Source organism: Janthinobacterium sp. SUN033 (genome assembly GCF_030397595.1).
Taxonomy (GTDB): domain Bacteria; phylum Pseudomonadota; class Gammaproteobacteria; order Burkholderiales; family Burkholderiaceae_D; genus Janthinobacterium; species Janthinobacterium kumbetense.
In genome coordinates this window covers 504,105-527,799 of sequence record NZ_JAPQNV010000003.1, presented here as the reverse complement: position 1 = coordinate 527,799, position 23,695 = coordinate 504,105, and the positions used below count along the sequence as shown (strand labels likewise).

At 62.7% G+C, this 23,695-nt stretch carries 18 protein-coding genes; 15 read left to right on the top strand and 3 right to left on the bottom strand.

All coding sequences use genetic code 11. From position 1 onward, the window contains the following. Positions 1 to 18: 18 nt before the first annotated feature. The 6 genes from OX460_RS15410 to OX460_RS15385 all read left to right on the top strand — a co-directional run bounded on the left by OX460_RS15410 (position 19) and on the right by OX460_RS15385 (position 8,594). On the top strand, positions 19 to 813 hold the full coding sequence (locus OX460_RS15410; protein WP_289899363.1) for an ABC transporter permease subunit: 795 nt from the start codon (positions 19 to 21) through the stop codon (positions 811 to 813). A gap of 280 nt (positions 814 to 1,093) precedes the next feature. Further along, complete coding sequence (locus tag OX460_RS15405; protein ID WP_251352007.1) at positions 1,094 to 2,527, top strand: amino acid permease; 1,434 nt, start codon at positions 1,094 to 1,096, stop codon at positions 2,525 to 2,527. Then, positions 2,520 to 3,746 carry a molybdopterin-dependent oxidoreductase gene (locus OX460_RS15400; RefSeq protein WP_289899177.1) on the top strand — a complete coding sequence of 409 codons (1,227 nt, stop codon included), beginning with the start codon at positions 2,520 to 2,522 and terminating at the stop codon, positions 3,744 to 3,746. Before OX460_RS15405 ends, OX460_RS15400 begins: the two co-directional genes overlap by 8 nt. Positions 3,747 to 3,756: 10 nt before the next feature. Beyond that, entirely contained in the window at positions 3,757 to 4,371 is a 615-nt protein-coding gene (locus tag OX460_RS15395; protein ID WP_289899176.1) for a c-type cytochrome, read from the top strand. A gap of 298 nt (positions 4,372 to 4,669) precedes the next feature. Further along, a complete protein-coding gene (locus OX460_RS15390) occupies positions 4,670 to 6,121 on the top strand; it encodes a glycoside hydrolase family 19 protein (protein WP_289899175.1) in 1,452 nt (483 codons plus the stop codon). Between the two features lie 112 nt (positions 6,122 to 6,233). Further along, positions 6,234 to 8,594, top strand: a complete 2,361-nt coding sequence (locus OX460_RS15385; protein WP_289899174.1) for a glycosyl hydrolase family 18 protein — start codon at positions 6,234 to 6,236, stop codon at positions 8,592 to 8,594. A 79-nt stretch (positions 8,595 to 8,673) separates the two neighbouring features. On the opposite strand, the gene OX460_RS15380 is transcribed toward OX460_RS15385, so the two are convergent. Then, positions 8,674 to 9,942 (bottom strand): carbohydrate porin, encoded by a 1,269-nt coding sequence (locus tag OX460_RS15380; RefSeq protein ID WP_289899173.1) that lies wholly within the window; start codon positions 9,940 to 9,942, stop codon positions 8,674 to 8,676. 310 nt (positions 9,943 to 10,252) lie between these two features. Here OX460_RS15380 and OX460_RS15375 point away from each other — a divergent pair, with 310 nt between their 5' ends. The 8 genes from OX460_RS15375 (at position 10,253) to OX460_RS15340 (ending at position 20,181) form a co-directional block, all read left to right on the top strand. Continuing rightward, complete coding sequence (locus tag OX460_RS15375; RefSeq protein WP_099664784.1) at positions 10,253 to 11,557, top strand: sugar ABC transporter substrate-binding protein; 1,305 nt, start codon at positions 10,253 to 10,255, stop codon at positions 11,555 to 11,557. 213 nt (positions 11,558 to 11,770) lie between these two features. After that, the gene (locus OX460_RS15370) at positions 11,771 to 12,631 is read left to right on the top strand and encodes a sugar ABC transporter permease (RefSeq protein WP_099664783.1); all 861 of its coding nucleotides are present in this window, start codon (positions 11,771 to 11,773) and stop codon (positions 12,629 to 12,631) included. Positions 12,632 to 12,641: 10 nt separating this feature from the next. Continuing rightward, positions 12,642 to 13,460, top strand: a complete 819-nt coding sequence (locus OX460_RS15365) for a carbohydrate ABC transporter permease (RefSeq protein ID WP_289899172.1) — start codon at positions 12,642 to 12,644, stop codon at positions 13,458 to 13,460. Positions 13,461 to 13,607: 147 nt separating this feature from the next. Next, a complete protein-coding gene (locus OX460_RS15360) occupies positions 13,608 to 14,657 on the top strand; it encodes an ABC transporter ATP-binding protein (protein ID WP_289899171.1) in 1,050 nt (349 codons plus the stop codon). Further along, positions 14,657 to 16,138: a mannitol dehydrogenase family protein gene (locus tag OX460_RS15355; protein WP_289899170.1), complete on the top strand. Its 1,482-nt coding sequence runs from the start codon at positions 14,657 to 14,659 to the stop codon at positions 16,136 to 16,138. The genes OX460_RS15360 and OX460_RS15355 overlap by 1 nt, the downstream gene beginning before the upstream one ends. A 16-nt stretch (positions 16,139 to 16,154) precedes the next feature. After that, complete coding sequence (locus OX460_RS15350; protein ID WP_289899169.1) at positions 16,155 to 17,072, top strand: AraC family transcriptional regulator; 918 nt, start codon at positions 16,155 to 16,157, stop codon at positions 17,070 to 17,072. Between the two features lie 55 nt (positions 17,073 to 17,127). Beyond that, positions 17,128 to 18,054 (top strand): AraC family transcriptional regulator, encoded by a 927-nt coding sequence (locus OX460_RS15345; RefSeq protein WP_289899168.1) that lies wholly within the window; start codon positions 17,128 to 17,130, stop codon positions 18,052 to 18,054. Positions 18,055 to 18,126: 72 nt separating this feature from the next. Next, a complete protein-coding gene (locus tag OX460_RS15340) occupies positions 18,127 to 20,181 on the top strand; it encodes an esterase-like activity of phytase family protein (RefSeq protein WP_289899167.1) in 2,055 nt (684 codons plus the stop codon). A gap of 82 nt (positions 20,182 to 20,263) precedes the next feature. Here OX460_RS15340 and OX460_RS15335 read toward each other — a convergent pair whose 3' ends face one another. Together OX460_RS15335 and OX460_RS15330 are read right to left on the bottom strand one after the other, a co-directional pair. Beyond that, on the bottom strand, positions 20,264 to 22,306 hold the full coding sequence (locus OX460_RS15335; RefSeq protein ID WP_289899362.1) for a S9 family peptidase: 2,043 nt from the start codon (positions 22,304 to 22,306) through the stop codon (positions 20,264 to 20,266). A 160-nt stretch (positions 22,307 to 22,466) separates the two neighbouring features. Next, on the bottom strand, positions 22,467 to 23,174 hold the full coding sequence (locus OX460_RS15330) for a glutathione S-transferase family protein (protein WP_289899166.1): 708 nt from the start codon (positions 23,172 to 23,174) through the stop codon (positions 22,467 to 22,469). 114 nt (positions 23,175 to 23,288) lie between these two features. Here OX460_RS15330 and OX460_RS15325 point away from each other — a divergent pair, with 114 nt between their 5' ends. Beyond that, a complete protein-coding gene (locus OX460_RS15325) occupies positions 23,289 to 23,654 on the top strand; it encodes a helix-turn-helix domain-containing protein (protein WP_289899165.1) in 366 nt (121 codons plus the stop codon). Positions 23,655 to 23,695 lie beyond the last annotated feature (41 nt).

Sequence of the window (23,695 nt, the reverse complement as noted above, 5' to 3'; positions counted from 1 at the left end):
TTCGCCCCCCGCTGCGCCATGCCCGGCGAAGCGTTCGGCGCGCCGGGGCAGGGCAATTCCAGCCGCATCGCCACCGTCACCGTCATCGCCGTGCTCCTGCTGTGGTTTGGCGTGACGGCCAGCGGCATGGTGAAACCCTTGTTTTTACCTTCTCCGCAAGCCGTGTATGAAAAATTCATCATGGCGGCCACCACCGGTTTCGGCGGTGCCACCCTGTGGGAACACACGATTGCCAGCCTGGTGCGCGTGTTCGGTGCCTTTGGCCTGGCTTGCCTGTTTGCCATTCCCGTCGGCGTGATGATGGGCGTCAACCGCGTGGCGCGGGGCATTTTCGATCCCTTGATCGAGTTCTACCGTCCATTGCCGCCGCTTGCTTACTTGCCACTGGTCATCATCTGGTTCGGCATCGGCGAATTCTCGAAGGTCTACCTGATCTTCCTGGCCATCTTCGCGCCGATGGCGATCGCGGCCCGCGCGGGCGTCAGCTCTGTTTCACTGGAACAAATCCATGCGGCTTACTCGATGGGCGCCACCCGTTTCCAGGTGATCGTGCACGTGATTTTGCGCGCGGCGATACCGGAAATCCTCACCGGCATGCGCATCGGCATCGGCGTGGGCTGGACCACCTTGGTGGCGGGCGAAATGGTGGCGGCCACGCGCGGCCTCGGCTACATGGTGCTCAGCGCTTCCGAGTTCCTGGCCAGCGACGTGGTGATCATGGGCATTATCGTGATCGGCTTCTTCGCTTTCCTGTTTGATTTGATGATGCGTTACCTCGAACGTACCCTCGTGCCATGGAAGGGCAAGGTGTAAGACGTTCCCGGGAGTGGCGCGCACGCCACAAGTGTTGCCGCCGCTCCCTTTTTTTAATCCGCAATAAGCCGTACTTACCCTCCAGCGCGCTTGCCCCTCGGGCGCCGCGCCGGGCCGCTGCATTTCCAGATTGACTTATGGAATGCGGCCAACCAGACTGATTCACACGATGTATCGATGCTGCTTGACGGTGTTGCCTAAATAAAACAAAGCCGCGCGGCAAGAACAAGCCGCAGCAGGCAGGGCGCACCGAGCTTCAGAGATTTTCAGGAGACAAAACATGATTAGCGAATCGCATAACAGTACCGGCTTGCAGCACTCGCTCAAGCAACGCCACATGAGCATGATCGCCATCGGCGGCGTGATCGGCGCCGGCCTCTTTGTCGGCAGCGGCGTCATCGCCAAGGCCGCCGGCCCGGCCGCCATCCTTTCCTTCCTGCTCACGGGCGGCCTCGTCGTCCTGATCATGCGCATGCTGGGCGAGTTGGCCTCGTCCCTGCCCGTGGTCGGCTCCTTTTACGAATATGCGCGCCTGGCTTTCGACGACAAACCGAAAGTGTCGAAATTTCTCGGCTTCATGAGCGGCTGGATGTACTGGTATTTCTGGGTCGTCGTCGTGGCCCTGGAAGCCATTGCTGGTGCGAAATTGGTCAACTTCTGGCTGCCCGACGTGCCGTCGTGGTCGATCAGCCTGGTGCTGCTCGTGTCGATGACCATCCTGAACCTGTTCTCCGTGAAGGCGTTTGGCGAATTCGAGTTCTGGTTCGCCTCGATCAAGGTGGTCGCCATCGTCGTCTTCCTGTTTGTCGGCGCCTTGTTCATCACGGGAAGCTTGCCTAACAGCATCCCGACCCTGGGCTTTTTGACCAGCAACGGCGGCTTCATGCCGCATGGCTGGGGCCCCGTGCTCAGCGGCGCCGTCGCCGCCACGGCCTTTTATTCGGGCGCCGAAATCGTCACCATCGCCGCCGCCGAAACGTCGGACCCGGCCAAGGCCATCGCCCGCGCCACCAATTCCGTCATCACGCGCGTGCTGATGTTCTATGTGGGCTCCATGTTTGTCGTCGTCTGCATCGTGCCCTGGGATTCGCCGGCCATCGCCACGCCTTTCGTCAGCGCCCTGACCGTCATGAACATCCCGTATGCGGCGCACATCATGAACGCCATCATCCTGACGGCCGTACTGTCGGCCTTGAATTCCAGCCTATACGCCTCGTCGCGCATGATCTTTGCGCTGACGCGCCGCGGCGATGCGCCGACTGGCCTGGTCAAGCTGAGCAAGAACGGCGTGCCGATCCGCGCCATCCTGTTCAGCACCCTGTTCGCCTACTTTGCCATTGCCGTCTCGTATGTGTCGGCCGACCTCGTATTCCCCTTCATCGTCAACTCTTACGGTATCCTGATCCTGTTCGTCTACCTGCTCATTGCGATATCTCAATTGCGCTTGCGCCGCCGCCTGGAGCGCGAATGCCCGGAACGCATCAAGGTGCGCATGTGGCTATTCCCCTACCTGACGTATTTCACCATCATCGCCATGCTGGTGATCCTGGGCGCCATGAGCGTGTCGTCCGATACGGAGCAGCGCGTGTCGTTCTGGTTCGGCCTGTTGAGCGTGGTCATCATGAGCGTCATGTACTACATCAAGAAACTCGTCAACGACGACCGCAACGGCGGCGCCCCCGCCGACACCAAGGTGGAGCTCAAACATGTCTGACACGACCTTGTTGCCCGCAGGCCGGCGCCGCTTCCTGCGCACGACGGCCGCCCTGGGCGCCGCCGCAGTGGCGGGGCCTGGGTCAGCCTTGGCCGCTTCCGTCACCTTGCCGTTTGAAAACGGCGAGCGCGAGCTGGTGGCCTTCCCGCAAAAGCGCCCGCTGATCCTGCTGACCAGCCGTCCGCCGCAGCTGGAAACGCCGTTCGGCGTGTTCAATGAAGGCGCGATCACGCCCAACGATGCGTTTTTCGTGCGTTATCACTGGAGCGGCTTGCCCACCAGCATAGACGGCGACAGCTACCGGCTGCGCATCGCCGGCCTCGTCAAGACGCCCTTGGAACTGTCGCTGGCGGAACTGAAGCAGCTGGCCGAGCCCGTCGATGTGGTGGCCGTGACGCAATGTTCTGGCAACAGCCGCGGCTTTTTTGCCCCCCGTGCGAATGGCGGGCAGCTGGGCAATGGCGCCATGGGCAATGCCCGCTGGACGGGCATCCCCCTGAAAACCGTGCTGGAAAAGGCCGGCATCGCGGCCAATGCCGTGCAAGTGGCCTTCAATGGCCTGGAAACGCCGCCCGTGGGCGACGGTCCCGACTTTCAAAAGGCCTTGTCCGTCGAGCACATCATGGCCGGTGACGTCATGCTGGCCTGGGCCATGAATGGCGAGGACATTCCTTTCCTGAACGGCTACCCGCTGCGCCTGATCGTGCCTGGCTATTACGGCACTTACTGGGTCAAGCACTTGAGCGACATCACGGTGCTGGACAAGCCCTTCGATGGCTTCTGGATGAGCACGGGCTACCGCATTCCCGACAATGGTTCCGGCTTCATCGAACCGGGCGCGCCCGTGGGCAAGACGACGCCGATCAGCCGCCTCAACGTGCGCTCCTTCATTACCAGCGTGCAAGATGGCGCGCAAGTGAAGGCGGGACGCGACCTGGCCCTGCGCGGCATCGCGTTTGACAGCGGCCACGGCATCAGCGAGGTGACCGTCTCGGTGGATGGCGGCCAGAGCTGGCAGGAGGCCAGGCTGGGCAAGGACCTGGGGCGCTTTTCGTTCCGCGAGTGGACGATGGTCATGAAGGTGCCGCGCAAGGGCAAGCATGTGCTGATGGTGCGCGCCGTCAACCGCATCGGCCAGAGCCAGCCCATGAAAGCCCTGTGGAATCCCATGGGTTATATGCGCAACGTGGTGGAAACCACGCGCATCCAGGCAGTCTGAGGAGAACCATATGAAGAGATTACTTGCCGCGCTGGCACTGTCGGCGGCGGGCGGCGCGTGCGCGCTGGACATCCACTTGCCGCCGGAAACGGCGACCTACAAACCCAGCGAATTGCCCGGCTACCAGCTGGTGCAGCGCAATTGCATGACGTGCCACGCGGCCCAGTACGCATCGACCCAGCCGCCCGCCTCGCCGCGCGCCTACTGGGAAGCGACCGTCAAGAAGATGAAAAAGCCGTTCGGCGCCCAGTTTGACGACGCGGACGTGCCGGCCATGGTCGATTATCTGGTGAAAACCTATGGCGCGGAGCGGGGCGCCGCCGTGCCTGCCGCCGCCGTCGCCAAACCCGTCGCAGCCGCCGTCCCGGCTACCGGCGGCAAGGATGTCAAAACCTTGTTGGCGGCGAACGGCTGCATGGCATGCCACGCCCTCGACCAGAAAGTGGTCGGCCCCGGCTTTGCGGAAGTGGCCGCCAGGTACAAGGGCAAGGACGGCATTGCCGCCGTGGCGGCCAACATCCGCAGTGGCGGCGCGGGCAAATGGGGCCCCGTGCCCATGCCGCCGTTCAGCCAGCTCAGCGAAGCGGATGCGGCGGCCTTGGCGAAGTACGTGCTGAACAGATAAGTTCGTCCCGGACGCGCGGCGACCCTTAATACCACTTGCCGCCACCCGTCCTGCGCGGTATTGCCCGCTGCCATCATGCAGCGGGCTTTTTTTTACGTCCCCTATTCGCCGCTACCTCGCTTGCCAACGCGGCGATTGCATGCACTGGTATTGTAAAAAACACCGTTATATAAAACCACTTGACTACCAATTTTTAGCGTCGCATTCTCTGTGCAGAAAGCCGACGCTTCGCTGTGCTTTCTTTACGTACAACATAAAAGCTACTTCGATAGTTTTCGTATAACGTTCAGGAGACATTGTGAAGACACGGCAAATTAGCCGGCTGGCCTCGCCTTTGATGGCTGGCTTGCTGGGCAGCGCGCTGCTCGCTTGCGGCGGCAATTCCACCACCGAACCCCCATCGACCCTGCTGGCCGCCACGGCCGCCAGCGACAGTTGCGCGGCCTGGAGCGCCGCTGCCGTCTACACGGCGGGTCAGTGCGCCGTGTACGAGGGCAAGGTGTACCGGGCCAAATGGTGGGTGCAGGGCACGGCGCCGAACAACGACCAGTGGGGACCGTGGAGCCTCGATACCACCACCCCGACACCGACTCCCACCCCGACGCCGACGCCCACTCCAACACCCACTCCCACGCCGACACCCACGCCTACGCCCGGCATTCCCACCAAGGCCCAGGCCGAGGCCAACGAGGCGGCGCTGACGAATAACGATTTCTTCCGCAAGGTCAAGGCCTCGATCCGTACCCTGGGCAATGCGGCCGTCGAAGCCGTGCAGCCGGGGCTGGCCAGCAATCCGCTCAACGTCAAGCGCGTCGAGCGCCTGCTGCCGGCGGCGAAGTGGGATTACTATTTTGCCGCGCGCGACGCCAGCTATACGTACCAGCGCTTTCTGCAAGCGGTGGCCAAGTTCCCGGCCGTGTGCGACGACTACAGCGACGGGCGCAATGCGGACGCCATCTGCCGCCACAGCCTGGCGACCATGTTCGCCCACTTCGGGCAGGAAACGGGCGACCACAACGCCAGCAGCCCGCTGCCGCAATGGCGCCAGGGCTTGAAGTATTTGCGCGAACTGGGCTGCGACGAGACGGGCGCCGGCTGCGGCTACAACATCGAGTGCGCCGACCCTGTCTTCAACAAGGTGTGGACCTGCGGCAAGAACGCCGACGGCAGCTTCAAGAAGTATTTCGGCCGTGGCGCCAAGCAGCTGTCGTACAACTACAACTATGGGCCGTTTTCGCAAGCCATGCATGACGGCGATCAATCCGTGCTGCTGAAAAATCCGGACCTGGTGGCCTCGACGTGGCTGAACCTGGCGTCGGCCACGTTCTTCTTTGTCTATCCGCAACCGCCGAAACCGTCGATGCTGCATGTGCTCGATGGCACGTGGGTGCCGAACGCGGCCGATACGACGGCTGGCGCGGGCAATAACTTCGCCACCACCATCATGATCATCAACGCCGAATGCGGGCAGGGCACGGAAAAGCAGGCCGCGCAAAACCGCATCGATTACTACAAGCAGTTTGCCGCCGACATGGGCTGGGATTATTCCGGCGAACAATTGTCTTGCGCCAACATGCAGCGCTTCACCCCGGCCAGTTCCGCTTCCTACAACATCTATTGGGAGAAAAACTGGAGCGCGGGAGGCGAGAACCAATGCCAGCTGGTCAGTTACCAAACCCCGTACAGCGCCTTGCTGGCCGGAAACTACGTGAAATGCGTGGAAGCCAACTGGAATGTGAAGTTGCAGTAGCAGTAAATGCAGGAATAGCCGGCCAGGGATAACAGTTGACAAGAGCCCCTTCAGGGGCCTGCAACAGCTCACAACGTACAACCTGTACAACCATAACGGAGACCAATACAACATGAAATCGAATGCATTATTGATGGCCCTGCTCAGCGGCGTGCTCGTCGCTTGCGGCGGCGGCCAGGAAGGCACGACCGCCACGCCCAACACCTTGCTGGCCGCCGCGGAAGCGTGCGCCGTATGGGATGCCGCCACCGTCTACACGGGCGGCCAGTGCGTGCTGTACCAGGGCGTCACCTACAAGGCCAAGTGGTGGACGCAGGGCAATGTCCCCAGCGCCACCGACCAGTGGGGCCCATGGGCCGTGACGGATACCCCGACGCCAACCCCGACGCCAACGCCAACGCCAACGCCAACACCGACGCCAACACCGACCCCAACGCCGACACCGACACCGACCCCGACGCCAACACCAACGCCGACCCCAACGCCGACGCCAACGCCCACGGCTTGCCGTCCGGACGGCTTGATTTCGGCCGTGCCGAATGTGCCGTATTGCAAGGTGTACGACGCGAATGGCCGCGAAGTACTGGGCAATGGCTTGAACCGGCGCATCGTCGGCTATTTCGCCAGCTGGCGCACGGGCGCCGATGGCAGCCCGACTTACCTGGTGAACAATTTGCCGTGGGACAAGATTACCCACTTGAACTATGCGTTTGCCTCCGTCGATCCGGCCACGTCAAAAATCGCCATCGGCAGCGGTGCGGCCAATCCCGATACGGGCCTCACGTGGCCGACCGTGCCTGCCGCCGCCATGGACCCGTCGCTGCCGTACAAGGGCCACTTCAACTTGCTGTCGCAATACAAGAAGAAGTATCCGGGCGTGAAACTGATGATTTCCGTGGGCGGCTGGGCCGGCAGCGGCGGCTTCTACACGGCCACGACGAACGCGGACGGCAGCATCAACACGGCCGGCATCAACACCCTGGCCGATTCCATGGTGGCCTTCGTGCGCCAATACAACTTCTTCGATGGCGTCGATGTCGATTACGAACATCCGACCACCAACAATGAAGCAGGCAATCCGAACGACTTCGCCGTCTCGAAGCCGCGCCTGGCCGGCTTGATGACGAGCTACAACGTGCTGCTGAAGGTGCTGCGCCAGAAGCTCGACGAAGCGGCCGTGCAGGACAATAAATATTACCTGCTGACCATCGCCGGCTCCGCCTCGGGCTGGGTCTTGCGGGGCGAGGAAAACATGTCGGGATTGAAATATCTCGATTACGCCAGCCTGATGTCGTATGACTTGCACGGCGCGTGGAACCAGTACGTGGGACCGAACGCGGCGCTGTTTGACGATGGCAACGACGGTGAGTTGCGCGCCGGTAACGCCTACCAGTTCCAGAACATCGGCTACCTGAACACGGACTGGGCCTACCGCTATTACCGTGGCGCCATGCAGGCGGGGCGCATCAATATCGGCGTGCCGTTCTACACGCGGGGCTGGAAGGATGTGACGGGTGGCACGAATGGCTTGTGGGGCACGACGCCGTTGATCAGTTCCACGGTCACCTGCGCCGGCACCAAGACGTGCGGCACGGGCGCCACCGGCATCGACAACGTGTGGTACGACCTGGATTCGCAGGGCAAACCGACGCCAGGCGGCGGCAACCCCATCTGGCATGCGTTGAACTTGCAGAACGGTATCGTGCCGAGCTACCTGGATGCCTATAAAGTCACGGACAAGGCGCTGGTGGGCACCTATGTGCCGTATTACAGCAGCACCATGGTGGCGCCGTGGCTGTGGAATGCGACCAAGAAAGTATTCATTTCCACGGAAACCACGCAATCGATCGCGGCCAAGGCCCAGTACATCGTCAACAACAATATCGGTGGCGTGATGATCTGGGAAATGGCGGGCGACTATGCCTGGGATGCCACGCGCAACGGTGGCAAGGGCGAGTATTTCATGGGTACCACCCTGACGGACGTGCTGTACCAGGCTTTCCGCACGGCTGGCGCGTATGGCAACAAACGCGCTGAAATCGCCATGCCGGGCACGGCGGCCAATGTCAGCATCACCCTGGGCGGCTGGAAGCTGGGCGACAACAACTTCCCCATCAATCCGGTGATGACGGTGAAGAACAACACGGCGTCGACCTTGCCGGGCGGCACCGTGGTGGAGTTCGATTATCCCGTCTCGGCGCCGTCGGACATGAGCGACCAGTCCGGCTTCGGCTTGACGGTGATCAATGCCGGCTACACGGGGCCGAACAATATCGGCGGCTTCACGAAGAACTACAACCGGGCCCGCTTTGCGATTCCCGCCTGGCAATCGCTGGCGCCGGGCGGCTCCGTGGCGCTGACCTTGAATTACCGCTTGCCGATCTCGGGACCGGCCAACTACACGGTCACCGTGGGCGGCACCAAGTATGCGCTGACGCAAGAGTATCCGGAATTGCCGGTGGCCTTGCCGTAAGTTGAATCCGGTAATGTAAACAGAGAAGGGCGGAACCGCGGTTCCGCCCTTTTTAGTTTCTGGCGTTAGCTAAGCTGGCTTAAAACCAGGTTTCCACCTGGAAGCCGTACGAGGTGCCGCTGGTATTGTTGTTGTAGATCGGACCGCCGTTGTTCGACGCGTTGACCGAGGCGGTGGCCGCATCGTTCCATTTGCCGTAGGTCACGAAAGCGCGCAGTTCGGGACGCGACCACAGGCCAGGACCGGCCGAGATCGTCGGCGCGATGGTCAGCTTGGTCAGGCGCTTGGCCGGCAGGCCGCCCGCTTGCGTCACGCGGTCCGTGCCCAGTTCGCCCACCAGCTTGAAGTTGTCGGTGAATGCGTACACGGGGCGCACACCAACCGAGGTCCAGGTCGACGAACCCTTGGCGTTCGACTCGTCTTTTTGCCACAGGGCGACGAATTCCATGCCGAAGTTGGCCATCGGCTGGATCGCCATGTCATTGAAGATACGCGTGCGTTTCACGTCCGAACCGAAATTGGTGTCGCCCGAAGCGCCGAACTGCGCGCCCTTGCCCGTGCCGGGACCGACGCCGTACTGCACGCCGAAGGTATTGCCACCACCAAACACTTTACCTTGACGGTGGAAGGCCGACAGCTGCCAGCCGTTATTGCGCTTGCCAGTGATGACGTCATCCTTGCCTTCGCCGATGATGTAGGTCGCGGCCAGGTCCAGCGTGCCGTTTTCATTGACGGGAATCTCGCCGTAGATGAAGTTCTGGCGCACGGCCGATTTGGTGTTGACGCCGCCGTTCGGTAACGCGACCTTGACGTCGTTGTCCTTGAAGAAAGCATACGAGAATTTACCCGGGCCAGCGGGAATGCGGTCCAGGCCGGCGCCCGTGCCGTTCATATTGATGTATTGCAAGTCCAGCATGTGGATGTCAGGACGGTAGTAGAAGCGTTTACCGATCCAGGCCGTGCCGCCGTTCAGGAAATCGAGTCCCTGCGCTTCGACGTAGGCCTTGACGATGCCCAGCTTGTTGTCGCCGAAATCCGAGTTTGGCGCATAAGCGTTGACCCAGATGGTGGCCAGGTAGTTCACGCCGCCGGACTTGGCGACGGACTTGGTGTAGCCGAATTCCGTGTAGGCGTCGCACTCATTGCCCAGACGGTATTTCATGGTATTGCCACCCAGGCCGAAGCAGCCTTGCGAACCGCCGTCGCCCGACGTATTGCTGCCGGCGCCTGCGCGCAGGTAGCCGTGGAAGCCTTCGGAGTCGGATGGGTACATGGGGTCGGCCATGGCGGAAGCGCTGGCGATGGCGAGGAGCAGGGCAGGCAAGGTTTTCAATGCAGTGCGGTTCATGCGGTCTCCAGAAAAATGTAGGTGGTAGCGGTGGCGCCCCGGAAGGCTGTCACCGCACACGGTCTAATGCCGAAAACCAAGTCTAGCAGCGCTTTTTTAACCACCCTGATACAAAACGAACAAGTGACGATACTTTCTTTCAAAGTGTTGTTTTTATCCAATGTCGATACTCTTGCGCATAGTCGGCTTGCAAAGGAGTATCGAATTGCGGTTTTGGAGTATCAGAAAGTATCAAAGTCTGGTGCTACATTGTGGTCGTGGTGCTAAGTACCTGAGCATTGCCAACGACAAAAAACACTGGAGACACACAATGAAACGTTCCGCCATTGCCGCGCTGTGCGCCGGCTTCCTCAGTTCGTCCGCCTTCGCCGCAACCGACCTCGTCATCGCCACCGTCAACAATGGCCACATGATCGAAATGCAAAAGCTCAGCAAGTTCTTCGAGCAAGCCAATCCCGACATCAAGCTCAAATGGGTGACCCTGGAAGAGGGCGTCTTGCGCCAGCGCATGACCACCGATATCGCCACCAAGGGCGGCCAGTTCGACGTGATGACCATCGGCCTGTATGAAACGCCCATCTGGGGCAAGAAAAACTGGTTGATCCCCATCAAACCGGACGCCAAATACGATATCGACGACTTGCTGCCCGCCATACGCGAAGGCCTCTCCGGCGACGGCAAGCTGTACGCGTCGCCGTTCTATGGCGAAAGCTCGATGATCATGTACCGCAGCGACCTGGTGAAAAAAGCCGGCGTGACGATCGAGGACCGTCCTTCCTGGAACCAGTTGCGCGACGTGGCGGCCAAGCTGCACGATCCGGCCAACGGCGTGTACGGCATCTGCCTGCGCGGCAAGCCGGGTTGGGGCGACAACATGGCGCTGATCACCACCATGGCCAATTCCTATGGCGGCCAGTTGTTCGATATGCAATGGAAGCCGCAATTTACCAGCAAGCCGTGGAAAGACGCGGTGAACATGTATGTCGACCTGATGAAGAAATACGGCCCGCCGGGCGCGGCTGCCAACAGCTTCAATGAAAACCTGGCGCTGTTTAACCAGGGCAAGTGCGGCATCTGGATCGACGCGACCATCGCCGCCTCCTTCATCACCGACCCCAAGCAAAGCAAGGTGGCCGACAAGGTGGCGTTCGCCCAGTCGCCCGTGGGAGTGACGGAGCGGGGCGCCAACTGGCTGTGGATCTGGTCGCTCGCCATCCCGTCCAGCTCGAAGCACCCGAACGAGGCGCAGCGCTTCATCAACTGGGCCACCTCGCCCGACTACGTGAAACTGGTTGCCAAGGAAACGAGCTGGGCCAACGTGCCGACGGGCACGCGCAAGTCGACGTATGCGAGCCCCGAATTCCAGAAAGTGGCGAAATTTGCCGCCGCCGAAGGCAAGGCCCTGGCCACCACGCGCGCCGTGCAAAGCACCTTGCCGCCGTCGCCGTACGTGGGCGTGCAATTTGCGTCGATTCCCGAATTCCAGGTGATCGGCGTGGCGGCCGGCCAGCAGATGGCGGCAGCGCTGCTGGGCAAGGTGACGGTGGACCAGGCCCTGGAATTGTCGCAGCAGACGGCTGAACGCGAGATGCGCAAAGGCGGGTACTACAAATAAGGAGATAGCCTGACCAAACCTACTGCGCGTCGCGCTTTGCGGCCGGCGATGCTCACCGTACCAGAGTACGGTTGCGCTTCTCGGCCACAAATCACTGCCGCTCGCTACGGTTTTGTCAGGCATCTTTGCTGTGCTGTTTGGTTTGTAACACAGGTGATGTGACTGGCCTTGCTATTGCGCTAGATCACTCACCTCACGTCCCAAGAGAATCCTATGAAACGCATTATCCCCCGGACTTTGCTGACGCCGGCCGTGGTCGCCGTCTCCGTCATTTCCGTGATCCCGCTGCTGATCACCCTGTATTACGCGTTCGTGCGTTATTCGATGCTCGATCCCAGCGGCCATCCTTTCCATGGCCTGGCCAATTTCCACTTTTTCTTTACGGATGCCTCGTTCCTGCCGGCCTTGCAGAACACGTTTACCCTGCTGTTTTCCGTCATGCTGATCACGGTGGTGCTGGGCACGGCGCTGGGCTTGCTGATCAATGAAGCGTTTCCGGGGCGCGCCGTCGTGCGCGTGCTCTTGATTTCGCCGTTTCTTGTCATGCCGGCCGTGAATGCCCTGATGTGGAAGAACATGCTGCTCAACCCGATCTACGGCCTGTTTGCGCAGATCAGCCTATTCTTTGGCGCCACGCCTGTCGACTGGCTGTCGGCCCACCCCCTGTTTTCCATCATCATGATGGTTTCGTGGCAATGGCTGCCGTTTGCCTGCCTGATCTTCATGACGGCGCTGCAATCGATGGACCGGGAACAGCTGGAAGCGGCGCGCATGGATGGCGCCACGTATCTGCAGCAGTTGCGTTACCTCTACATTCCCCACCTGGGACGCGCCGTCTCGGTGGTGCTGATGATCGAAATGATCTTCTTGCTGTCGATCTTTGCGGAAATCTTTACCACCACGGGCGGCGGTCCCGGCTTCGACACGACCACCATCACTTTCATGATTTACCAGCAGGCACTGCTGTCCTATGACGTGGGAGCGGCCTCGGCCGGCGCCCTGTTCGCCGTGCTCATCGCCAACATCGCCGCCTTCTTCCTGATGCGCGTCATCGGCAAGAATCTGTCGAAATAAGGAGACCTTGATGCATAGCAAACTTAACTTATATGGCCGCACGGCCGCCGCCTGGCTGTGCGCGCTGCTGCTGTTCTTCCCCATCTTCTGGCTGGGCCTGATGGCCTTCAAGACGGAAGGGCAAGCCATTTCCACGCCGCCGCTGCTGTTTTTCACGCCGACACTCGACAGCTTCCGCGAAGTGCTGGCGCGCGACAATTACTTCGGCTACGCGTGGAATTCTCTGTTTACCAGCGTGCTGTCGACGGCCATCGGCCTCCTGATTGCCATCCCGGCCGCGTATTCGATGGCCTTCTTTCCCACGGGCGGCACCATCGGCTTGCTGAAGTTCATGCTCAGCTCGCGTTACATGCCCGGCGTGGGCGCCTTGATGCCGATCTATATCTGCTACCAGTACTTCGGCCTGCTCGACACGCGCATCGGCCTGACCATTATGTTCATGCTGATGAATTTGCCCATCATGATCTGGCTGCTGTACACGAGCATGAAGGAGTTGCCGCGCGAAATCCTGGAAGCGTCGCGCATGGATGGCGCCACCGTGTGGGACGAATTCCGCCACGTCGTGCTGCCCCTGTCCGTGGGCGGCATCGCTTCCACGGCCCTCGTGTGCATGGTGTGGTCGTGGAATGAATCGTTCTGGTCGCTGAACCTGGGCGCGTCCAACGCGGGCACCCTGGCCTGGCTCATCGCTTCATATTCGAGCCCGGAAGGCTTGTTCTGGGCGAAATTGTCGGCCGCTTCCCTGATGGCCATCGCGCCCATCATGGCGCTGGGCTGGTTCTGCCAGAAACAACTGGTCCAGGGTATGACCTTTGGCGCAGTCAAATAAATGATGCCTCCATAAACCTACTGCGCGGCCCAATTTCGGCTCTCCGTTGCTCACTGTGCATCCGCACAGCTCCGCTACTCAAACCGAACTTGAACCGCTCGCTACGGTTTCTGAAAGCATCGAAAACACATCAGAAATGAGACTATCATGGCTTACCTTCAACTGAGCAATATCGAGAAATTCTTTGGCGAGCACCGCGCCATCAAGGGCATCGACCTGGAGATCCGGCAGGGCGAATTCGTCGTCTTCGTGGGGCCGTCGGGTTGCGGTAAATCAACCCTGCTGCGCCTGATCGCGGGCCTCGAACCGATCGATGGCGGCAAGCTGTCGCTCGACGGGCGCGACATCACGGCGCTGCCATCGTCCAAGCGCGACCTGGCGATGGTGTTCCAGTCGTATGCGCTGTACCCGCACATGACGGTGTTCCAGAACATGTCGTTCGCGCTGAAGCTGGCCGGCGTCGATTCGGCCATCATCCGCGAAAAAGTCGACAAGGCGGCCGCCATCCTCGACCTGGGGAAGTACCTGGAGCGCACGCCCAAAGAATTGTCGGGCGGCCAGCGCCAGCGCGTGGCCATCGGCCGCGCCATCGTGCGCGACCCGAAAGTGTTCTTGTTCGATGAACCGCTGTCGAACCTCGATGCGGCCCTGCGCGTGCAGACGCGCATCGAGATCGCCAAGCTGCACCGCGAGCTGGGCGCCACCACCATCTACGTCACGCACGACCAGGTCGAGGCGATGACCCTGGCCGACCGCGTGGTGGTGCTGCGCGACGGGCAGATCGAGCAGCATGGCTCGCCCCTGGAACTGTATGACCGTCCCGCCAACCGCTTCGTCGCGCAATTCATCGGCACGCCCAGCATGAACGTGGTGCCGGCCGACGCGGCGCCGCAGCTGCTGGCGCAGGCGGGCAGCGCGGCGCAGGCCGACGGCTTTGTCGGCATCCGCCCCGAGCACGTGCACCTGGGTGCGGCGCAGCCGGGCAGCGTGCCTGTCACCGTCGACCTGGTCGAGTCGCTGGGCGTGGAAACCCTCACCTATGTGCGCTTGCCGAACAATGTGCAGGTGGTGTCGCGCGGCGCGGAGCGCAGCAGCCTGCAGCCGGGCCAGCAGACGCACCTGACGTTCGAGCCGGGCTTCGTGCATTATTTCGACCGCGCCGGCAAGACCTACGCGGCGGCGAAAGGAGCGCTGTAATGGACGCCATCGCCTTGAACCAGGCAAACCTGGCAACGCTGCCAGGGACCGTGGCCGTGCCAGCGTATGCGCGCGGCGCGCTCGTGCCCAGCATCGTGCATATCGGCGTGGGCGGTTTTTTTCGCGCCCACCAGGCCGTGTACCTCGACGACTTGCTGGCGCTCCAAGGCCAGGAGCATGCACAGTGGGGCTATTGCGGCGTGGGCTTGCTGGCGCATGACGCGGCCATGCGCGACGCCATGCAGGCGCAGGATGGCTTGTACACGGTGGTCGAGCGCAGCGCGGCCGGCGATAGCGCGCGCATCATCGGCAGCATCGCCGAATACCTGTATGCGCCCGACGAGCCGCAAGCCGTGCTGGATAAGCTGGCCGACCCTGGCACGCGCATCGTCGCGCTGACCATCACGGAAGGCGGTTATTACGTGAACCAGGGCACGGGCGAGTTTGACGCAGGTCATGCCGACATTGCGTACGAACTGGCGCACCCGGAGGCGCCGCGCTGCTCGTTCGGCTACCTGGCCGCGGCGCTGGCCCTGCGCCACCAGCGTGGCCTGGCACCGTTTACCATCATGTCCTGCGATAACCTGCAAAACAATGGCGACGTGACGCGCAAGATGCTGCTGGCCTTTGTCGCCCTGCGCGACGTGGAGCTGGCGCGCTGGCTGGCCACGCATGGCAGCTTCCCCAACAGCATGGTCGACCGCATCACGCCGGCCACCACGGATGAACACCGGGCGCTCGTGCGCGAAACCTTCGGCATCGTCGACGCCTGGCCCGTCGTGTGCGAGCCGTTCCGCCAGTGGGTCATCGAAGACGAATTCCCGCAGGGCCGTCCCGCCTGGGAACAGGTGGGCGCGCAGATGACGCACGACGTGCTGCCATATGAAAAGATGAAGCTGCGCTTGCTCAATGCCAGCCACCAAGCCCTGTGCTACATTGGCATGCAGCTCGGTTACACGTTTGCGCATGAAGCGATGGGTGACCCTGGCATTCGCGCGCTCGTGCGCCGCATGATGGATGACGAGGTCACGCCCTTGCTCGGCGAAGTGGAAGGCATAGACCTGGACAGCTACAAAGATACGCTGATCGAGCGCTTCTCGAATCCGGCCGTGCGCGACCAGCTGGCGCGCATCGGCACGGAAGGTTCTGCGCGCATCCCGAAATTCGTGCTGCCGTCCGTGCGCGAAGCGCTGGCCCGGGGCGGCGCCATCACGCTGCTGGCGTTTACCGTGGCGTGCTGGTTCCGCTACCTGGAAGGCCACGACGAGCAGGGGCGCGAGATGCCCTTGAACGATCCGTATGCGGCGCGCCTGCGCGCGCTGGCGCTGCAGGGCGGGGCGGACGCGAAGGCCTTGCTGTCGCTGCGCGAGCTATTCGGCGAGTTGAGCGACACACCCGCCTTCACGCAGGCGGTGGGGCAGTCGCTGGCCAGCCTGTATGGGCTGGGCGCGCGCGTGGCGCTGGAACAGATCGTCGCCTGACGGGGGAGGGCGCGCCATGCAACGCAAGGCCGAATATCCGCAACCGCAGATGGAGCTGGAACAGCAGCGCGACGCCACGCCCGGCTTCGAGCCGAAAGGCAGTTTCGGCTTCATCCGCTACCTGGAGCACGGCTTTCCGAATTCGCTGGTGCGCTGGCATTACCACGACGAGTATGAGCTGCACCTGATCGTCGAGAGCAGCGGCAAGGTGTTTGTCGGCGACTACATCGGCCAGTTCGCACCCGGCCACCTGGTGCTGACGGGGCCGCGCGTGCCGCACAACTGGGTCTCGCTCGGCACGCCGCCGGAAGGCGTGGCCTTGCGCGACATGGTGATCCAGTTTTCGCACGCGCCGCTGGCGTCGATGGCCGCCGCCATGCCCGAGTTGAAGGATATTTTCCCGCTGCTGCAGCGCGCCCTGCACGGCGTGGAATTCTTTGGCGTCAGCGAACAGTCGCTGCGGCGCTTCCAGCGCATCCGCGACAGCAGCGGCTTGCCGCGCCTGATCGAATTTTTGAGCCTGCTGGGCGAACTGGCGCAGACCAGCGACTACCAGCTGCTGTCGACGGTGCCCATGCAGTCGAGCGACGACGACGTGGCCCTGGCGCGCATCAGTTCCGCCATCAACTTCATCGTGCACAATTACAGCAGCCAATTCTCGCTGAAACAGCTGGCCGAGCAGGTGGACATGCCCGAGCGGACGTTTTCGCGCTTCTTTCGCCACGCCACGGGCAACAGCTTCACGGACTTCGTCAACCGCCTGCGCATCAACAAGGCGTGCCAGCTGCTGATGGAAACGGAGCGCTATGTCAGCAACATCTGCTACGAGGCGGGATTCAACAACGTGGCCAATTTCAACCGGCGCTTCCTGGAATTGAAGGGCATGACGCCGAAGGAGTTTCGCCAGCAGGCGCTGGGCCGTTTTGGCGAGTGAGGCTTTTTGAGGTACATTGGATGGCACAGGCGGGGACAGCCTGGGAGAGACGAGCATGGAACACCTGTGGCAGAAGGACAGCGAGCGCAAGGCGCCCGAACTGGAACGCGAAAGCTATGACGGCATCATCAATTACCTGGAACACGGCTATCCCAGCTCGCGCGTGCGCTGGCACTGCCATGAAGAGTACGAGCTGCACCTGATCGTCGCCACCAGCGGGCGATTGTTCGTGGGCGACTATATCGGCGAGTTTTCGCCCGGCCACCTGGTGCTGACGGGCCCGCGCCTGCCGCACAACTGGATTTCCAACGTGATGCCGGAAGGCGGCGTGGCCCTGCGCGACATGATCGTGCAATTCGCCCACGCGCCGCTGGCGGGCGCCGCGCGCGTCATTCCCGAATTGCGCGAGCTGTTGCCGTTGCTGGAACGCTCCAGCTACGGGGTGGAGTTTTTCGACATGGGCGCGGAAGCGGAGCTGCACCTGGCGCGCATCCGCGTCACGCATGGCGCCGAGCGCTTCGCCGAATTCGTGCAACTGATGAGCAAACTGGCGCGCACGGCCAATTACCGCTTGCTGTCGAGCGCCTCCCTGCGTTCGTACGACGACGATGCCACCTTGGCCAAGGTCAATTCCGTCCTCAATTACATCACGGACAATTACCGCGAGCCGATTTCGGCGGAAATGCTGGCCGAGCAGGTGGGCATGTCGCTGAGTAAATTCTCGCGCTTTTTCCGCAAGGCGACGGGCAACAGTTTTACGGATTTCATCAGCCGGCTGCGCATCAACAAGGCTTGCCAGCTGCTGATGGATACGGACCAGTATGTGTCGAACGTCTGCTACGACGTGGGCTTCCAGAACGTGGCCAATTTCAACCGCCGTTTCCTGCAGGTGAAGGGCGTCACGCCGAAGCAATTCCGGCGCCAGGCCGATGGCCGTTTTGGCGGCATCGGCGGGCCCGTGGCGGATATGCCACAGGCCTAGCCGCTGTCATTGCCTTGTCACTTTGACTGGTTATGCTCCACGGCTACTCCACCCACCTTAGCCGAGGAATGCATGAATACTGCCGTAACGTCGACCCCGAAACTGACCCTGTTGGCCATCGCCGCCGGCCTGGCCCTGGCCGCCTGCGGCGGCAGCGACAATCCGCCGGCGGAGCCTTCCAAGCCCGTGGCGCAGACGGGCGTGTTCCTCGACGGCGCGGTGGAAGGGCTCGATTACGTGGCTGGCAGCGCGGCCAAGGCCAGCACCAATGCCAAGGGCGAATTCGTTTGCAATCCGGGCGAGACGGTGGCCTTCAGCGTGGGCGGCCTGGCCCTGGGCTCGGCGCCGTGCGGCGCCGTCGTCACGCCGCTGGCGCTGGCCGCCAGCACCAACGTGGCGGACGACAAGGTCGTCAACCGCCTGCTGGCGCTGCAATTGCTGGATGATGACAGCGATCCGTCGAACGGCATCAGGCTGACGGCTGAAGTGAAGGCTGCGCTGGCCGGCAAGACCCTGGACTTCGCCGCCGCCCCGGCAGCTTTCAACACGGCCCTGGCCGCGCATCTGGCAACGGTGGGCGCGAAGTTCGCCGGCCGCACGGTCGATGCGGAGCGCCGCGCTCTCGTGCGCGAGCATTTCGAAGACACCCTGGCCTCGAAAGCGGGCGCGCCCGTCAATGAAGCGCTGACGCAAGCCAATCCGGTGGGCGAAGTGAAAGTGACCGTGACGCGCTACCAGATCCAGGCGGCCGATAAATTCTACGTGCCGTACGAAGGCGCGAACGCGAAGATCAAGGGCGAGTTCCCGAACGGCTTCCTGCCGTCGTACGGCTCGGGCCTGGCCTACAAGGGCAAGAATGCGGCCGGCGACCTGGAATTCTATGGCTTGACGGACCGCGGCCCGAACGGCGACGGCCCGCTGGTGCCCGATCCCTCGGGCAAGGGCACCATCGGCAGCAAGATATTCCCGTCGCCCAGTTTTACTCCGTCGTTCGGCGTGATCACGGTGGGCAAGAACGGCGCCGTGCTGGCGTCGAGCACGCCGATCAAGGTGTCGGCCGCCGTCAACAGCTCGGGCTTGCCCGTGCCCGTGGGCGCGGTCGGCAATTCGGCCGAGATTCCCGTCATGGATGCGATGAAGTTCGACGCCGCCGGCAAGGCCGTCTTCAACGCGGGCGGCCTCGATTCGGAAGCCATCGTCGTCGATGCGAAGCGCAATGCGCTGTGGGTATCGGACGAGTACGGCCCGTTCATCATCAAGATCGATGCGGCCACGGGCGTCATCCAGGCCAAGTACGAGCCGGGCAAGGGCTTGCCGGCGCTGTTCGCCAAGCGCCGTGCCAACCGCGGCATGGAAGGCATGACCCTCGATGCGAGCAACGACAAGCTGTACGCCTTCCTGCAAAGCCCCTTGAGCGACGGCACGGCCATGTATTCGGTGACGAAGAAGGCGGAGCAGGTGGAGCGCTTCGCCCGCTTCACGCGCTGGATCGAATTCGACCCGGTGACGGGCACCAGCGGCAAGATGTATGCGTATCCCTTGAATGCGGCCGACTACCAGGATGGCCGCACGGGCAACGCCAAGCTGGGCGACATGGTGGCGCTGGGCGGCGGAAAATTCCTCGTCATCGAGCAGGGCGCCGCGCCGTCGGGCAAGGTCTTCAATAAACTGATGCTGGTCGAATTGAAGGGCGCCACGGACATTTCCGCCGCCGCCTTCAACGCGACGACGTCCGACCTGGAGAAGAGCAGCATGGGCGGCGCTGGCGTCAACGGCGCCGACTGGGCCGCCGTCACGCCGCTGAAGAAAACCCTGCTGCTGGACTTGAACGCCATCGGCTGGGCGGCGGAAAAGGCGGAAGGCCTGACCCTGATCGACGACTCCACCATCGCGCTGGCCAACGACAATGACTTCGGCCTGAAGACGAAGATCTTTGACGCGAATGGCGTGGAAGTCGATGGCGCCGACGTCACGAAGTGCACGGTCGATGCCAACGGCGCCATCGTCACGAGCAGCGCCGCCGGCTGCAACGCGGCCAACACCATCCGCGTGGCGCGCGGCGACGACCGCGAGCGTCCTAGCCGCTTGTGGATCGTGAAGTTCGCCAAGGCGCTCAATACGTATTGATGGCGTATTGATTTGGCTTAATTGATGGATGAAAAAAAGCCGCACAGTGCGAACTGTGCGGCTTTTTTACGCTGGAACAGGCTTACTTTTTAGTGTAGGTGTTGAGCCAATCGAGCACCGTGTGATGCCACAGCAGCGAATTGGCCGGTTTCAGCACCCAGTGGTTTTCGTCCGGGAAGACCAGCAGCTTGCTCGGGATGCCCTGGCGCTGCAGCGCCGTGAAGGTGCCCAGGCCTTGCGCGGTAGGGATGCGGAAATCCAGGTCGCCCTGTACCACCAGCATCGGCGTCTTCCAGTTCTTCACGAAGTTGACGGGGTTGAACTGCTCGTGCTTGGCCGGCGCGTCGTAGTACGGGCCGCCGTTTTCCCACTCGGTGAACCACAGTTCTTCCGTCGCGTAAGCCATGCCGCGGTTGTCGAACACGCCGTCGTGGTTGACCAGGCACTTGAAGCCGTCCGGCCAGTTACCGGCGATCCAGTTCATCATGTAGCCGCCGTAGGACGCGCCCAGCGCGCAGCTGCGTTCGCGGTCCAGCCACGGGAACTTCTTGGTGGCCGCTTCCAGGCCCTTCTGCAAGTCGACCAGCGGCTTGCCGCCCCAGTCGCCGCTGATGGAATCCGTGAATTTCTGGCCATAGCCGGTGGAACCGTGGAAGTCGATGAAGACGGTGGCATAGCCGGCGCCCGCATACACTTGCGGGTTCCAGCGGTAGCTCCAGCTATTGCCAAAGCTGCCTTGCGGGCCGCCGTGCACCAAAAAGGCGACCGGATACTTTTCGCCGGCCTTGGCATTCCACGGCTTCATGACGTGGCCGTAGACGGTTTCGCCATTCGCGCCCGCAAACGAGAACTGTTCATATTCGCCGAAACGCACGTCGGCCAGGGCCGCCGCATTCTGCTTCGTCAGCTGCACCATCGGCGCGTTTTCCGACTTCGCGTCGAGCTTGCGCGTGTACAGCTGCGCGCCCGAGGCCAGATTGGCTTGCGCCAGCACGATGGTATTGCCGCGCACGTCGAAGTCGCCCACGGCGCCCTTGCCCGTCAGCGCGGCGACCTTGCCGCTGGCCGCGTCGATGTGGAACAAGCGGTGCTGGCCCACGTCATCGGCGGCGACGAGGAAAGCCTTGCTGTCAGGCGTCCAGCGGAAGTCGGCCACGGAACGGTCCCAGTCATCGGCCAGGGTGCGCTTCTTGCCGGTGGCGACATCCATCAGCACCAGGTGAAAACGGTCCGCTTCGAAGCCAGGCTTGGTCATGGCGACATAGGCCAGGGTGCGGCCATCGGGCGACCAGGTGGCTTTGGCATCCCAGGCCGGGTTGTCGGCCGTGAGATTGCGTGGCGCCTGGCCGCCAGCGGCAGGAATCGTGTAGACGTCGAAGTTGGTCGACCACGATTCCGTGCGGCCGGCCACGCGCACGGAGAAGGCCACCGTCTTGCCGTCCGGGCTGAAGTGGTATTCGCCATTGTCGCCGAACGGTTTCGATGGCGCGTCGCCGTCCAGGGTGCCGCTCAGGCTCACGGGCGCGGCGCTGACCTTGCCCGTGGCGTCGATCGGCGCCGAGTACAGCGCGTTGCGGCGGCCGTCGGCCCAGGTATCCCAGTGGCGCACGAACATCTGGTCGTAGACCATGCCGGTCGCCTTGTTCTTGGCTTTTTCATCCAGGCGCTTCTTGGTGCAGGCGAGGTCCGCGCAATCGAGGAAGACGCCCATGCTGAAGGCCAGGCGGTCGCCCTGCGGCGACAAGCGGTAGGTGTCGACGTCCAGCGCCAGGTCGGTGACCTTGGCCGCTTCGCCGCCGTTCAGGGGCAGCTGCCACACTTGCGAGGAGCCGGAACGGCCGGACAGGAAGTAGATGGCGTCGCCGTTCGGCGACCATTGCGGGTCGCTGGCGCTGGCATCGCCGCGCGTGAGCTGGCGCGGCGCCGCGTTCGGCGCGCGCAGGTCGATCATCCACAGCTGCGTGTTGCCGCGGTTTTTGTCCAGGTTGGTGGTGCGCACCGTGTAGACGACGCGCGTGGCGTCCGGCGACAGCACGGGGCTGCCCACACGTTCCATGGCCACCATGTCTTCCACGGTGAAACCGCGCGGCGCGGCCAGCGCCGGCACGGCGGCGGTGGTGGCCATGGCGGCACTGAATGCTCCCAAGAGCAGCAGACGTAAACTCATTCAAACTCCCGATTCTTATGACGACGTTATCGATATGGTATTGACGTGGCCGGCTGTACCGCCGGCAGCCCGACATCATAGCAATAAAGACGCGCCTGCTGCGGGAGTTGACCGCCGGTTAGCCGGCCGGCAGTGCCAGTTGGTCGAGCGCCACGTGGCCCAGGAAGCCGCCCTGGCTGGCGGCCGGCAAGCCGTCCTCGATGGCGTGGGCAAAGCGGATGCCGGGGTCCTGTTCCAGCGCCGCCAGCACGCGCGCCACGTGCGGATAATCGGCCAGGCGCGCCAGCTGCAGCGGTTCGGCCCAGCGCGCCGTGGCGGCCAGGTAGGCGTCGGCGATGGTGGGGGCGGTATCGGAAGCGAGCCAGGTGCGGCCGGCGAGCAGGCGCTCCAGGTGCGCCAGGCTTTTGTTGACCTTCTCGACGGCCATCTCGCGCCAGACGGCCGCGCGCGCGTCGGTTTCCGGCGCGCGCGACGCCTGGAAGGCGGGCATGAAGGCCGCGTGGAAGGTCGTGTGCAAAAAGGAGAGCACGCTGTTCAGGCGGTCGTATTGCGGCGTGCCCTGCGCAAAGCCCAGGCCTGTGTGCGGCGCGCGCGCGGCGATGTGCAGCAGGATCGCCATGCTTTCCAGCAGCGGCGCGCCCGCGTGCGTGAGCAGGGCGGGCGTCTGGCCCAGGGGATTGATGGAGAGAAAGGCGGGATGCTGCTTGCTGGCCGGGTCGCGCGCTTCCACGCGGGCAAGTTGGTACGGCAGGCCGCTCCATTCGAGGGCGGCGATGGCGGCGAACGAGCAGCCGAACGGCACGCTGTAGATCAGGGTGGTTTCCATGCTGGAGCTCCGGTGAGAGGAAAGAAGGGCAGTCTAATCGCGATGGTTACTATTTGGAAGAAGACAGAATAATGTGGTATAGGTACATTTTTTATACCAGGTGGGAAGGCAACCATGAAAGACAATGTCTCCGGCTGCGCCGTGGAAGAAGCCATGCGATTGCTGGGCGGGCGCTGGCGTATCGTGCTGCTCAGCTATCTGATGGCGGGGCCGAAGCGCTTCAGCGAAATCCGCCGCGCCGTGCCGAATATCTCGCAGCGCATGCTGACCCTGGACTTGCGCGCGCTGGAAGAGGCGGGCTTGCTGACGCGTACGGTCTATGCGGAAGTGCCCGTGAAAGTGGAATACCGGCTGACGGACGAGGGCTTGCGCTTGCGGGAGCTGGTCGAGATGCTGCGCGCCATCGGCTTGCGCCTGCGCGGACAGGCGGACGGGGGCGGCGCCTTTCTCGCGCCCGATGGCGACGATCATTCTCAATAGAAACAGCTGTCTTTATGTAAAGTGCTAGACTGCCGGCCTTT